The organism is Actibacterium sp. XHP0104 (assembly GCF_025751515.1).
Lineage (GTDB): Bacteria > Pseudomonadota > Alphaproteobacteria > Rhodobacterales > Rhodobacteraceae > Actibacterium_D.
The window spans coordinates 79,956-93,119 of the sequence record NZ_JAOWLE010000003.1 but is presented as its reverse complement, the minus strand read 5'-3'; the positions used below and the strand labels follow the sequence as shown (position 1 = coordinate 93,119).

Annotated in this window: 12 protein-coding genes; 7 read left to right on the top strand and 5 right to left on the bottom strand. The window is 65.2% G+C overall.

The genetic code is table 11. The annotated features are described in order from the left end of the window. Positions 1 to 8: 8 nt before the first annotated feature. The 4 genes from OE856_RS06620 to OE856_RS06605 form a co-directional block, all read right to left on the bottom strand. A complete protein-coding gene (locus tag OE856_RS06620) occupies positions 9 to 1,214 on the bottom strand; it encodes a cytochrome-c peroxidase (RefSeq protein WP_263715283.1) in 1,206 nt (401 codons plus the stop codon). Positions 1,215 to 1,265: 51 nt separating this feature from the next. Beyond that, positions 1,266 to 1,976 (bottom strand): SCO family protein, encoded by a 711-nt coding sequence (locus tag OE856_RS06615; RefSeq protein ID WP_263715282.1) that lies wholly within the window; start codon positions 1,974 to 1,976, stop codon positions 1,266 to 1,268. A 75-nt stretch (positions 1,977 to 2,051) separates the two neighbouring features. Then, entirely contained in the window at positions 2,052 to 3,362 is a 1,311-nt protein-coding gene (locus tag OE856_RS06610; protein WP_263715281.1) for a selenium-binding family protein, read from the bottom strand. Between the two features lie 60 nt (positions 3,363 to 3,422). Then, complete coding sequence (locus OE856_RS06605) at positions 3,423 to 4,226, bottom strand: IclR family transcriptional regulator (RefSeq protein ID WP_263715280.1); 804 nt, start codon at positions 4,224 to 4,226, stop codon at positions 3,423 to 3,425. A 182-nt stretch (positions 4,227 to 4,408) separates the two neighbouring features. Here OE856_RS06605 and glpD point away from each other — a divergent pair, with 182 nt between their 5' ends. The 4 genes from glpD to OE856_RS06585 all read left to right on the top strand — a co-directional run bounded on the left by glpD (position 4,409) and on the right by OE856_RS06585 (position 9,676). Further along, complete coding sequence (gene glpD, locus OE856_RS06600) at positions 4,409 to 5,959, top strand: glycerol-3-phosphate dehydrogenase (protein ID WP_263715279.1); 1,551 nt, start codon at positions 4,409 to 4,411, stop codon at positions 5,957 to 5,959. Beyond that, complete coding sequence (glpK, locus tag OE856_RS06595) at positions 5,956 to 7,434, top strand: glycerol kinase GlpK (RefSeq protein ID WP_263715278.1); 1,479 nt, start codon at positions 5,956 to 5,958, stop codon at positions 7,432 to 7,434. Before glpD ends, glpK begins: the two co-directional genes overlap by 4 nt. Positions 7,435 to 7,443: 9 nt before the next feature. Continuing rightward, positions 7,444 to 8,580, top strand: a complete 1,137-nt coding sequence (locus OE856_RS06590; RefSeq protein ID WP_263715277.1) for a capsular biosynthesis protein — start codon at positions 7,444 to 7,446, stop codon at positions 8,578 to 8,580. A 73-nt stretch (positions 8,581 to 8,653) separates the two neighbouring features. Continuing rightward, positions 8,654 to 9,676 (top strand): aspartate-semialdehyde dehydrogenase, encoded by a 1,023-nt coding sequence (locus tag OE856_RS06585; protein WP_263715276.1) that lies wholly within the window; start codon positions 8,654 to 8,656, stop codon positions 9,674 to 9,676. Positions 9,677 to 9,753: 77 nt separating this feature from the next. Here OE856_RS06585 and OE856_RS06580 read toward each other — a convergent pair whose 3' ends face one another. Next, on the bottom strand, positions 9,754 to 10,428 hold the full coding sequence (locus OE856_RS06580; protein WP_412174867.1) for a carbonic anhydrase: 675 nt from the start codon (positions 10,426 to 10,428) through the stop codon (positions 9,754 to 9,756). A 165-nt stretch (positions 10,429 to 10,593) separates the two neighbouring features. Here OE856_RS06580 and OE856_RS06575 point away from each other — a divergent pair, with 165 nt between their 5' ends. Genes OE856_RS06575 through OE856_RS06565 form a run of 3 tightly spaced genes read left to right on the top strand, consistent with a single transcriptional unit; the run spans position 10,594 to position 13,163 of the window. Further along, positions 10,594 to 10,935 (top strand): hypothetical protein, encoded by a 342-nt coding sequence (locus OE856_RS06575; RefSeq protein WP_263715275.1) that lies wholly within the window; start codon positions 10,594 to 10,596, stop codon positions 10,933 to 10,935. Between the two features lie 60 nt (positions 10,936 to 10,995). Continuing rightward, the gene (locus tag OE856_RS06570) at positions 10,996 to 12,378 is read left to right on the top strand and encodes a leucyl aminopeptidase family protein (protein WP_263715274.1); all 1,383 of its coding nucleotides are present in this window, start codon (positions 10,996 to 10,998) and stop codon (positions 12,376 to 12,378) included. Then, the gene (locus OE856_RS06565; RefSeq protein ID WP_263715273.1) at positions 12,375 to 13,163 is read left to right on the top strand and encodes a C40 family peptidase; all 789 of its coding nucleotides are present in this window, start codon (positions 12,375 to 12,377) and stop codon (positions 13,161 to 13,163) included. The genes OE856_RS06570 and OE856_RS06565 overlap by 4 nt, the downstream gene beginning before the upstream one ends. The last annotated feature ends 1 nt before the right edge of the window (position 13,164 follow it).

Here is a 13,164-nt window from a genome sequence, read left to right as displayed (position 1 = left end):
TCCTTTGGTCAGTGGTTATCGGGTGGATGGCTGCGCGCCTCGGCGGCGAGACAGTCGAGATTAGGCGATGTGAGGCTGTTGAGAAACGCCTCGATGTCATCCAGTTCGGCCTCGGACAGGCCAAGCGGGCGGATAAGCGGGCTTTGCCCCGGATGCCCCGGGCCGCCGCGATTGTAGAAATCTAGCACATCCCGCAGCGTATTAAGCGCCCCGTCATGCATATAGGGCCGCGTCATCGCGATGTTTCGCAGGGTCGGGGTGCGAAACAGCCAGCGGTCGGCGGGGTCTTCGGTGACCTCATAGCGGCCCAGATCGGCCTCGCGCACGGCGCTGACGGCGGCAACATGGGCGAAATCGACATCGACGAAGACCCCCGGCGCCAGCTGCACGCGCGTGGTCTTGGGCGGGTTCTGGCGTTGATCTTCGCGCATGAACCCATAGCCGGTGTCGTGAAAGGCGTGGTCGGTGAACATCGCATCTTGATCGCCCACCAGGTGGCAGGCCACGCACTCGCCCTTGCCGGTGAACAGATCGAACCCGCGCGCCGCCGCCTGATCCAGCGCGGTGCCATCGCCGCCATAGCGCCAGCGGTCGAACGGGCTGTCACCCGCGACCAGCGTCCGCTGATAGGCCGCCAGCGCCTGGCCCAGACGATCAAGCGATGCATCGGCGCCGAAAGCCTGCTGGAACATGCCGATATAGTCGTCATCCCGGTTCAGAAAGGCCACGACCCAGCCGGCCGAGGGGTTGGCCATCTCGTTGCGCGCCACCAGCGGCGCGACGAATTGCGTTTCCAGCGCCACGTCGCGGCCGTCGTGGAACAGCGGGTTCAGAAAGGCCGAATTGAGGATCGTGGGTGAGTTGCGCTTGACGCTGCGGCCCTCGACCCCGACGGCGCTTTGCAGCTCCCAGGTGGTAAAGCCCTGCTCGGGCACATGGCACATGGCGCAGGACATGGTGCGGTTGATCGACAGGCGGCGGTCAAAGAACAGCTTTCGTCCCAGCTCGATCTTTTCGATGCTTGGCGCGTTGTCCGCCGGATGCGGCACGGCCGGCAGCCCCAGCTGGGGCGTCAGGCTGCGGTTGAGCGCACGCGCCGCCCAGCCCTGGCTGTCGTCCTCCACCGCACAGCGCGCGGGGTCGATCGGGGCCTCGGCATAGAGGGGCTGCTGCCCGTCCGAGCCAAAGGCCGGGGCGGCACAGGCAAGGAACACGCCAGCACAGGCGCCCCGCAACCCAACAAGCCTATGCCCCGGACGCCACATTCACAGGCGCCCTTCTTCCATCATCAGGGTCTCGACATCGGTCATCAACAGGCGTGGATCAATCAGGCCCAGCCCGTAGATGTTCCGGATATTGCCCTCGCGGTCGACCAGAAAGATCCGCAGCAGGTGGCTGATCTTTTCCTGGTCCTCGGACCGGTCAACGACCTGGCCGTAACCCTTGAGAATGGGCCGCAGCTGGTCTTGACCGGCGGTTGTCAGGATCTGCCAGTCCAGCTTGCCGGCGGCGGCCTCGTCGCTGGTGATCGGATAGGCAAAGGCCTCGATCGCCTCGACCGTGTCGCGCTGGGGGTCAAAGCTGATGGTCAGCAGCTGAACCTCGTCTCGCAGCGCGGGGATTTTGAGGCTGGTATCGTGGATGTCGAACAGGGTCGACATGGCCAGCGGGCAGCCATTGATATCGCCGCAGTTCAGATAGACGAAACTGACCAGCGAGATCTTGCCCTGGGTGATATCCAGAAGGTCGTGTTTATTTCCATTGATATCAAGAACTTCACCATTCGGCGCGGTCTTGATCGTATTCAGTGTATAGCTGCCCGCCGCGGGCGGATCGAACTGGAAGTCTTCGCTTGCCTCGAAGGCCGAGGAAAAGCCGCTGGTGATCCCCGTCTTGCCCGGCGGGGCCAGTTTCCAGGCCGCAAGCGCCGCCGTGGCGGTCAGCACCAATCCAGCGAGGGCGAATGTGATACGCATGGGATGACTTTCGTAACCAGGAATGGATTCCGGACCGCCCACAGGGGCGGTCCGGATCGTCTTGCCGGATCTGCGTCAGCTATAGAGCGCAGCGCTGCCGAAGAGCATCAGATGCGCGCGGCCCAACTGTGCCTCGTAGAAGTCGATCTGGAAGGTCTCGACCAACTCGGTGCCGTTCCAGTCATAGGCCTTGAGGTACTGCTGGTCGTCGGCGCCCTTCTTGTCCCAGTTGCCAAGCAGCGACGAGGTGAAGTACACCCGCTTGCCGTCCCAGCTCTGGCTGACCATGTTGACCTGGCTCGCAATCTGCTTTTCGTAGACCTGCTTGGGGTTATGCGGATCGGACACGTCGAAGAGCCGGGTCTTGCCATCAAGGAAGGTGTTGACCCAGAGGGTCTGGTCGTCGGCCGAAAGCGAGATATCGACCGGCAGAGGGATATCCTCCGGGTTGCCGATATCGGCAACCGCCTTGGCCTGCCACTCGCCGGCATCGTCCTCGTAGATGAGCCAGAGCTTCGAGGTCAGCGCGGCACTGGTGAAGGCGTAGTTGGCATTCGGACCCCAGGGGAAGCGAACTTCCAGCGGGGCGCCCGGCACGCTGAAGACCTTCTTCGGCTGGCGGGTGTGGAGATCCCACTGCACCATCGTGCCGCCGAAGCGCTTCATCGCTTCCTGGTCCTGCAGCATCTGGCCGAAGTCCATCATGTAGTTCGACCAGCCAGTGAAGGACGAGGTCAGCATGATGTTCTTGCGGATCAGCGCGCGAATGTCATAGCCATAGCCATCGGCCACGGCGCCATCAACAGCCACCGCGCCCTGCATGTCGTCGGCGGTCGGCATCCAGTAGGTCGCGACGTATTCGCCCTCGTCATTGTATTCGACCAGCGCGGTGCGCCCGCCGTGATCGTCGTCATTGCTGAGGCCGGTGATCATCATCCGGCCCGGCAGAGCAAAGAAGGTGTGCGGGCCGACACAGCCGCCGGAATCCTTGACGAAGGTGTCGATCGTCTTGTGCAGGCGCGGCTCGGCCGGGTTGGAATGCACATCGAAGATGAAGATGCGGTTGGTGTCGAGGCCGCCGGCCCAGAGGTAACGCCGATCGGAGTTGAAGCCCGCGTGATGCGCCTCGTTGCGCCCCCCGACCGAGAGCGTATGGATCACCTGGCCACGGGTTGCGCTGTCGGGGCGCAGGTCGACGGTGACCATCTTGTCCTGTTCGTCGCCCATGCCCTCGACGCCGAGCGTCCAGATATAAACATATTCCTCGTGGCCCGTGATCATCGGCATATAGGGCGACTGGCAGGTTTCGTCCGCCGAAGCGCGGAAGGGCATAACCCCCAACGCCAGGGCCGATGTCGCCAGCGCTCCAAATTCTCTTCTGTTCATGTGTTCCTCCTCGTTGGTCGTTGTGTCGTGTTCCCAGACATTTTGGGTTTCACTGAGCTTTTAGGACGTCTGGTTAGGTCTCCCGGTTAGGGGGGGGCGGTACGCGGCGTGCTCCTCCAGCACGCTGCATTGCTGCACGGCGGCCGAAGCGCGCTGTGCCTGGATCGTCAGAACCGACAGAATGCGGTTCTGGATCTGCGGGGTGATGCGGGCCGAGGGCCCGACCACGCCGATACTGAAAATCGACCCCAGACGATCGACATGCACGGGCACCGCCACGCTGGTGACGCCCTCGTCGATCTCGCCATCGCAGACGGCAAAGCCATAGCGGCGCACATGGCTCAGCTCTTTCTCGAACAGCTTGGGGTCGGTGATCGTGTTGTTGGTAAATCGGGTCGGCGAAACGTCGATCAGATCGTCGCGAAGGTCGGCGCTCAGAAAGGCGGCGATGGCCTTGGCGGACGAACAGGCATGCACCGGCCGCGGCCCAAGCCCCGGATAGATATGCGACACGGCCGGATCGCTGGGGGTCTCGACCGCGACGATATCGACGCGGCCCGCGCGATAGCGGGCGAAAAACGCGGTTTCGCCCAGGTCATCGACGGTTTTCTGCATCATCGCAGAGACCGCGCGGATGACGTGGCTGTCGGCTTTGCCGGTCAGGGCGATGCGCACGAAACGCATGCCCAGCACGTATCTGCTGCCGCCATCGGTTTCGTCGACAAAGCCGCATTCAACCAGCGACGCGACATTGCGATAGATCGTGGCTTTGGGCAGGCCGGTCATTTCCGTCAGCTCGCGAATGCTGACAGGGGCAGGGGCGCCAGCGATGGCTTCGAGCAGGTGAATTAGTCGTTCTTGCATGTGATTCCCAAATTTCGGACAAACGTATCGTAATGCGAGATTTCATTTCCGCAATGAAAGAGTTTCGCAACCGGCAATCCGGCGCATTGTCGCAGGGAGGCTTTGCCGCGCCCCGCGTCAAAGCCGCTTGACCCCCCGCGATATGGCGTGGTTCCAATGGCATGACCCGGATCGGAGCCCAAATGCCACCTGACGCGCCCCAGATTTACGACCTGTTCGTGATCGGCGGTGGCGTGAACGGCTGTGGCATTGCCCGCGATGCGGCCGGGCGTGGCCTGCGCGTCGGGCTGGCCGAGCAGGGCGATCTGGCCTCGGCCACGTCCTCGGCCTCGAGCAAGCTGTTTCATGGCGGGCTGCGCTACCTGGAATATTTCGAATTCCGCCTGGTGCGCGAATCCCTGGCCGAGCGCGAGGTTCTGCTGCGCGCCATGCCGCATATCAGCTGGCCGATGCGGTTCGTGCTGCCGCTGTCACCCGAGATGCGCTTTCCCACCGATACGCCCGCCGCGCGGATGCTGGGGCGGTGGATGCCGTGGCTGCGCGGGCGTCGGCCGGGCTGGATGATCCGGCTGGGGCTGTTCCTGTATGACCATCTGGGCGGGCGACAAATCCTGCCCGGCACGCGGGCGGTCGATCTGCGTCATGATCCGGCCGGGGTGGGGCTGCATCCAAGCTATCGCCGGGCGTTCGAATATTCCGACTGTTGGGTCGATGACGCGCGGCTGGTGGTGCTGAATGCCCGCGACGCGGCCGAGCGCGGTGCCGATATCGCCACCCGCACCCGCGTGGTGGCGGCGCAGCGGCGCGGCGGGCTGTGGCGGATCACGCTTGAGGGCGGCGCCGAGGTGCAGGCCCGCCATCTGGTCAACGCCGCCGGGCCATGGGTCGACCGGGTGGTGCGCGACGCGATGGGCCAGACCGCCCCGCGCAGCATCCGCCTGGTGCGCGGCAGCCATATCGTCACCCGCCGCCTGTTCGACCACGACCGCGCCTATTTCCTGCAAGGCCCCGACGGGCGGATCATCTTTCTGCTGCCGTTCCAGGGCGATTTCACGCTGATCGGCACCACCGACGCCGCCCATGACAGCCCCGACACCCCGCCAGTCTGCACCGAGGCCGAGCGCGACTATCTGATCGCCTTTGCCAACCGGTATCTGCGCCATCCCATCGGGCCCGAGGACGTGATCCACAGCTTTGCCGGGGTGCGCTCGCTGGTCGATGATGGGGCCGCGTCCGATACTGCTGCCACGCGCGACTATGTGCTGAAACCGCTGGGCGACGGCGGGTTCAGCGTGCTGGGCGGCAAGATCACCAGCTATCGCAAATTGTCCGAGGCCGCCGTGACGCGGCTTTTCCCCGGCACCGCGCCGTGGACGTCTGATACGCCTCTGCCGGGCGGAGATTTCGGGGTCGACCAGGTCGACGCACAGGTCAAAGCCTTGCACGCCGATTACCCGTTCCTCACGCCGCAATGGACGCGGCGCCTGATCCGCGCCTATGGCACCTCGGCGCGTGATTGGCTGGGCCCGGCGCGCGCCGCCGCCGATTTGGGGCACGATTTCGGCGCCACCCTGACCGAGGCCGAGGTCAGATGGATGATGACCCGCGAATTCGCCCGCCGCGCCGATGACGTGGTATGGCGGCGATCAAAGCTGGGTCTGCGGATGGGCGCCGATCAGATTGCGGCGCTGGACGAATGGATGCAGGCTGAGGCGCAGGGAGGACCGCGATGACCCATATTCTGGCGATTGATCAGGGCACCACGTCCAGCCGCGCCCTGCTGATGGACGGCGCGATGCAGGTCGTGGCCGTCGCGCAGCAGGAATTCACCCAGCATTACCCGCAAAACGGCTGGGTCGAACATGATGCCGATGAGATCTGGCAGACAACCCTGCGCTGTTGCCGCGATGTGCTGGCCCGCGCGGGCGTGAGCGCCGCGCAGGTCGCCGGTATCGGCATCACCAACCAGCGCGAAACCACCATCCTGTGGGATCGCGAGACCGGCAAACCGCTGCACAACGCCATCGTCTGGCAGGATCGGCGCACCGCCGACATGTGCCGCGCCCTGCGCGCCGAGGGGCACGAGCCCGTCATAGCCGAGGCCACCGGCCTGCTGCTTGATCCGTATTTTTCCGGCACGAAACTGCGCTGGTTGCTTGATCACGTCGACGGCGCACGCGAGGCCGCCCGTGCCGGGCGGCTGGCCTTTGGCACGGTCGACAGCTGGCTGATCTGGAACCTGACCGGCGGCAAGACCCACGCGACCGACGCCACCAATGCATCGCGCACGATGCTCTATGACATCCGGCGCGGGGAATGGGGCGCGGGGCTGTGCGATCTGCTGGATGTGCCGATGGGCCTGCTGCCACAGGTGCTGGATTGCGCCGCCGATTTCGGCGCGACCGACCCGGCGCTGCTGGGTGCGGCGATCCCCATTCTGGGCGTTGCGGGCGACCAACAGGCCGCCACGATCGGCCAGGCCTGCTTCACGCCCGGCATGATGAAATCGACCTATGGCACCGGCTGTTTCGCGTTGCTCAATACCGGCGCGAACCCTGTCACCAGCAGCAACCGCCTGCTGACCACCATCGCCTATCAGTTCGACGGCAAGCCGACCTATGCGCTCGAGGGCTCGATCTTTATCGCCGGTGCCGTGGTGCAATGGCTGCGCGACGGGCTGGGCATCGTCAGCAACGCAGCCCAAACGCAGGAAATGGCCGAGCGCGCCGATCCCGGCGTGATCATCGTGCCCGCCTTTACCGGGCTGGGCGCGCCCTATTGGGATGCCGAGTGTCGCGGCGCGATCTATGGGTTGACCCGCGACAGCGGCCCCGATGAATTCGCCCGCGCCGCGCTGGAAAGCGTGGGGTTCCAGACCCGCGACCTGTTGCAGGCCATGCAGGCCGACTGGCCCGGCAGTGCAGAGACCCTGCGCGTCGATGGCGGCATGGCGGCATCCGATTGGACGATGCAGTTCCTGGCCGACATCACCGGCGCCAGCGTCGACCGGCCCGCCGTGCTGGAAACCACCGCGCTGGGCGCGGGCTGGCTGGCGGGGATGCGCGCCGGGGTTTATCCGGGCATGGATGAGTTCGCGGCCAACTGGGCGGTCGATCGCCGGTTCACCCCCGGTATGGACGCCGAAACCCGCGATGCCCGTTACGCCAAGTGGCAAGATGCGGTGGCGCGCACCCTGAGCCGCGGATAGATTGCCCGCATGATTGCCTATCTCGCCGGCTATAGCCGCAAAAAAGACAGCGTGTTCGAATCCGTGGCCCGTGCCGATGGCGGCGGGGTGCGCCTGCCGCTGATCGGCCTGTCGCCGCGCGATTTCCCCGAAAGCCGCGCGCGAGCACAGGCGGCGCTGGCGGTGGCCAAGAAACAGCCCGGATCGGCGCTGGGCCGCGCGGCCAAGTTCCACCTGATCCGTATGCAATACAACTGGTCGCGCCGCTATTTCGCCCGCCACCCCGACCGCGTGGCCATGTGCTGGAACGGCATCACCGGATCGCGCCGCGCCTTTATGGAAGGCGCGCGGGATGCCGGCGCGGCGCGGCTATACGCCGAACTGGCGCCCTTTCCGGGGCGCATCACGCTGGACCATACGGGGGTGAACGCGCTGAATTCGGTGCCGCGCGATGCGGGCTGGTTCGCGGAATGGGCGGGTGATGACGATGCGCGCAACGGCGAGGGCTGGCGCGCGCTGGGCGCCAACCTGACCGCGCGAACCTCGCGCCGCGCGGATGTGGGGCAGGGCGATGCGGGGGCGCTGGCGGATGCGGGCAAGTTCCTGTTCGTGCCCTTGCAGGTGCCCAATGACAGCCAGATCACCCTGTTCGCCGGCTGGGTGCAATCGGTGCCCGGCATGCTGGCGGCGCTGGCCAATGCGGCGCGCCACCTGCCCGACGGCTGGCATATCCGCGTCAAGGAACACCCTTCGGCCAAAACCTCGCTGGCCGAGCCGCTGGCCCGCGCCGTGGCCGATGCCGGCGGGCGCATCATCATCGACAACCAGACCGACACATTCGCGCAGGTCGCGGCCTCGGGCGGGGTGATCACGATCAACTCGTCCGTGGGGCTGCAGGCGTTCTTCCATGACCGGCCCGTGATCGTGCTGGGCCAGGCGTTCTTTGCCCAATCCGGCCTTGTCACCGTCGCCGACAGCGCCCGCGCCCTGCAAGATGCGCTGCACGCGCCCGAATCGCTGTCATTCGACCCGCAATTCCGGGCGCGTTTCATGAATTTTCTTGATGGGGAATATTATCCGCCGGCGGAATCGGGTGAAAATGACGCGTTAAGCGTCGATCCCGTTGCAATTGCGCATAAGTTGGCGCTCGCACGGGCGGCCATATAGGCGCACCCTCTTTCCACGGCGAATCGTATGCGATATGCACCGCGCCGTGTCTCAAGACAGTAGGAGAGCCAAAATGGGCTACAAAGTCGCCGTCGTCGGCGCCACGGGCAACGTGGGCCGCGAAATGCTGAACATCCTGGCTGAACGCCAGTTCCCGGTGGATGAACTCGCCGCTCTTGCCTCGCGCCGCTCGCTGGGTACCGAGGTCAGCTTTGGTGACAAGACCGTCAAGACCCAGGACCTGGAGCAGTTCGACTTTGCCGGATGGGATATCGCCCTGTTCGCAATCGGCTCGACCGCGACCAAGGAATATGCCCCCAAGGCCGCGGCCGCGGGCTGTGTGGTGATCGACAACTCGTCGCTCTATCGCTACGACCCCGAGATCCCGCTGATCGTGCCCGAGTGCAACGCCGACGCCATCGAGGGCTACAAGAACAAGAACATCATCGCGAACCCGAACTGCTCGACCGCGCAGATGGTTGTCGCACTGAAACCGCTGCATGAACGCGCCAAGATCAAGCGCGTCGTCGTGTCGACCTATCAGTCGGTGTCGGGCACCGGCAAAGAGGCCATCGACGAGCTGTGGAACCAGACCAAGGGCATGTATGTCCCCGGCCAAGAGGTCGAGCCGTCGGTTTACCCCAAGCAGATCGCCTTCAACGTCATTCCGCATATCGACGTCTTCATGGAAGACGGCACGACCAAGGAAGAATGGAAGATGGTCGTCGAAACCAAGAAGATCGTCGATCCGTCGATCAAGGTGACCGCGACCTGCGTGCGCGTGCCGGTGTTTGTCGGCCACTCCGAGGCGATCAACATCGAGTTCGAGGAATTCCTCGACGAGGATGAGGCCCGCGACATCCTGCGCGAGGCGCCCGGTGTCATGGTCGTCGACAAGCGCGAGGCCGGTGGCTATGTCACCCCCGTCGAATGCGTGGGCGATTACGCCACCTATATCAGCCGCATCCGCCAGGACAGCACCATCGACAACGGTCTGAACCTGTGGTGCGTGTCCGACAACCTGCGCAAGGGTGCCGCGCTGAACGCGGTGCAGATCGCCGAAGTGCTGGTCAACCGCGTGTTGTCGAAACGCTGATCGGGGTAACCCGAAAAATTCAGGGCGGCGCGGGGATGTCCCGGGCCGCCCTTTTCTTTTCAGTCTTCTACAGTCTTTCAGGCGTTGCTGAAGCGGCCCTTTTCGGCATCGTAAAACATCAGGTTGCCGGCACCGATATCCTGCCACAGCCCGTGCAGGCTCAGCGCGTCGGATTCGACCGCCTCGCGCACGAAGGGGAAGGTCATCAGGTTCTGCAGCGAGGTCAGAACTGCCTGCTGTTCCAGCGCTTTCAGCTGATCCTTGGGGTCGCTGACGGTGGCGGTGACGGTTTCATAGCCGGGGCGCAGGATGTCCATCCAACGGCCGATAAAGCTGGTCTTTTCCTCCAGCTCGGGCGCATTGCCCGAACACATGGCGTGACAGCCGGCAACGCCGCCACAGCTTGAATGGCCGATCACCAGCAGGTTGGCCACCTTAAGGTGGTTCACCGCATATTCGATCGCCGCCGAGGTGCCGTGGCGATCGCCATCGGGTTCATAAGGCGGCACAAGGTTGGCGATGTTCCGGTGAATAAAGATCTCACCCTGATCGGCGCCAAAGATCGCGGTCACGTTCACCCGGCTGTCGCAGCATGCGATCGCCATGGCGCGGGGCCGCTGGCCTTCGTCGGCAAGGCGACGATACCAGACCTTGTTGTCGGCATAGGTTGTGGCTTTCCAGCCGTGATATCGCTGCGCCAGATAGTTGGGCAGCGGGCGGGCATAAGAGATGTCATTGTTCGCGTGTGTCATGAGAGAATTCTAGCCGTATTTATCCCAAGTTTGAACGTTTTATCCGTTGCGCGAAAACGGTTTGTTGAGGCTGGCGCGCGACAATGGGGTCGGTGAGGGAAATGTGGTGGTGTGGAGGTCTTTGTGCAAGGGGTAAGTATCTTGCGGCGGGACGAACCGTTGTCGATGGACGCGGATCGTTTGGCCGGATTCTATATAGAAATGGGTGAGGCGCGGGCGCACCGCGCCCTGGGCCGCGCTGTGGCAGAGCTGGAAACCCTGCTGCTGCGGCTACGCGCGCACCATGGTGCCGCGGATGGCGGGGCGGAAATGGCCCGTACCGCGACGCGGATGCGCAACATTGCCGATCCGCTGGGCTTTGACAGCCTGGCGCGGGTGTCGGGTGATGTGGCCCTGCTGGCCCGCCGGGGTGATCCGGTCGCATTGGCGGCGGTAATGGCGCGGCTTGACCGGGTGATGCAGCGGACGCTGAAAATGGTGTGGGATCTGCGCGACCTTTCGGGCTGATCCCCGCTTGCGGGCGCGCGCAATCCCTCTAGTCTGGGCCAAAACCCACAGAGGAAAATCATGCCGCTTTGCTTTGCGCCCGACAGCGAAACCGCCCTGCCGCTTTATCTTGTCGCCCAGGACGGGCTTGACCACTGGCTGACCCAGCTGCCCGCTGCCCAGGCCGCCTGGCTGCGCGCCACGGGGTTTGACGCGGCGATCGGTGCGGTTGCGCTGTTGCCCGACGGGCAGGGCGGCATTGCCGGCGCGGTTGCGGGTTATGGCACAACTGATGCCCGCGCGCGCGGCCGGTTTCACCTGGCCGCCGCCCGGTCCCGGCTGCCCAAGGGCGACTGGCGGCTGGTCTCTGACCTGACCGGCGACGACCTCGCGCAAGAGGCGCTGGGCTGGCTGATGGCGGGCTATCGGTTCGATCGCTATCGCGGCCAATCTGCCCCCAAGGCCCATCTGGTTGCACCCGCGGGCGTTGATGCCGCGCGGCTGGAGATTCTGGCGGCGGGAGAGGCCCTGACCCGCGACCTGATCAACACTCCCGCCGCCGATATGGGCCCCGAGGCGCTGGAGGATGCGGTGTTTGCCCTCGCCGCGCAGCATGGCGCTCAGGTCTCGGCCATTCGCGGTGATGACCTGCTGGCCCAGAATTTCCCGATGATCCACGCCGTGGGCCGCGCCGCCGAGCAGGCCCCCCGCCTGCTGGACCTGCGCTGGGGCGATGCTGGCCCGCGCCTGACGCTGGTCGGCAAGGGCGTGTGTTTCGACACCGGCGGGCTGGACATTAAGCCGTCGTCGTCGATGCTGTTGATGAAAAAAGACATGGGCGGCGCGGCCACCGTGTTGGGGCTGGCGCATATGATTATGGCGCTGGGCCTGCCCGTGCGGCTGCGGGTGCTGATCCCGGCGGTCGAAAACGCGGTGGCCGGCAATGCCTTCCGGCCGGGCGATATCCTGACCTCGCGCCTGGGTAAGACGGTCGAGGTGAACAACACCGATGCCGAGGGCCGGCTGGTGCTGGCCGACGCGTTGACCCTTGCCAGCGAGGAAGACACCGACCTGATCGTTTCGATGGCCACGCTGACCGGCGCTGCGCGGGTTGCCGTGGGGCCTGATTTGGCGCCCTTTTATACCGATGACGACACGCTGGCCGCCGGGCTGACGCAGGCCGCGCCCACAGTGGCCGATCCGGTCTGGCGGATGCCGTTCCACATGCCCTACGAGGCCATGATCGAGCCGGGCATCGCCGATCTCGACAACGCGCCGTCGGGCGGATTTGCCGGGTCGATCACCGCCGCGCTGTTCCTGCGTCGGTTCACCCAGGGCGCGCCCTACGCCCATTTCGACATCTATGGCTGGGCGCCCAAACCCGCCCCCGCCCGCACCAAGGGCGGCACCGGGCAGGGCGCGCGGGCACTGTTGGCGGCGCTGTCGGATCGCTGGTCGCTATGAGCCATGATCCCCGCCTGACCCCCGCCAACGGCCAGACCGGCGGCACGCCCGCGCAGATCGGCGTCGCTGTGGCCGACCTGTGGCGCGCGCCCGACCGCGCCACTCGCGACCGGCAGCTGCAATGGGGCGAGCATGTGCAGGTGTTCGAGACCCGCGATGGCATGAGCTATGTCCAGGCCGCCCGCGATGGCTATGTCGGCTATGTCGAGGCCGACCTGCTGACCGCCCCCAATGACACGACGCACCGCGTGGCGGTGCCGGCCACGCATCTTTACCCGCGCCCCGATATCAAGGTGCCCGGCGCGATCTGGCTGGGATTCGGCGCGCGGCTGCGGGTGGTCTCGGCCAGCGGTAATTTTTTCGAGACCGACCAGGGGCATTTCGTGCCCAAGCCGCATCTACGCCCGCTGAACGCGCCCTTTGCCGACCCGGTGACGGTGGCGCAGATGCATTTCGGCGTGCCCTATCTTTGGGGCGGGAACAGCACGCTGGGCATTGACTGTTCCGGGCTGGTGCAGGCCGCGCTGCTGGCCTCGCGCATCGAATGCCCGGGCGACAGCGACCTGCAAGAGGCGGCGCTGGGCTCGGCCCTGCCGCAGGGCAGCGCGCCCTGTCGCGGCGATCTGTTGTTCTGGAAAGGCCACGTGGCCATGGCGGTGGATGATCAGACGCTGATCCATGCCAATGCCCATCACATGGCGGTGGCCTATGAGCCGATCGAAACCGCCATCGCCCGCATTGCGGATCAGGGCGGCGGGCCGGTCACAGCACATAAGCGGCTGTAAA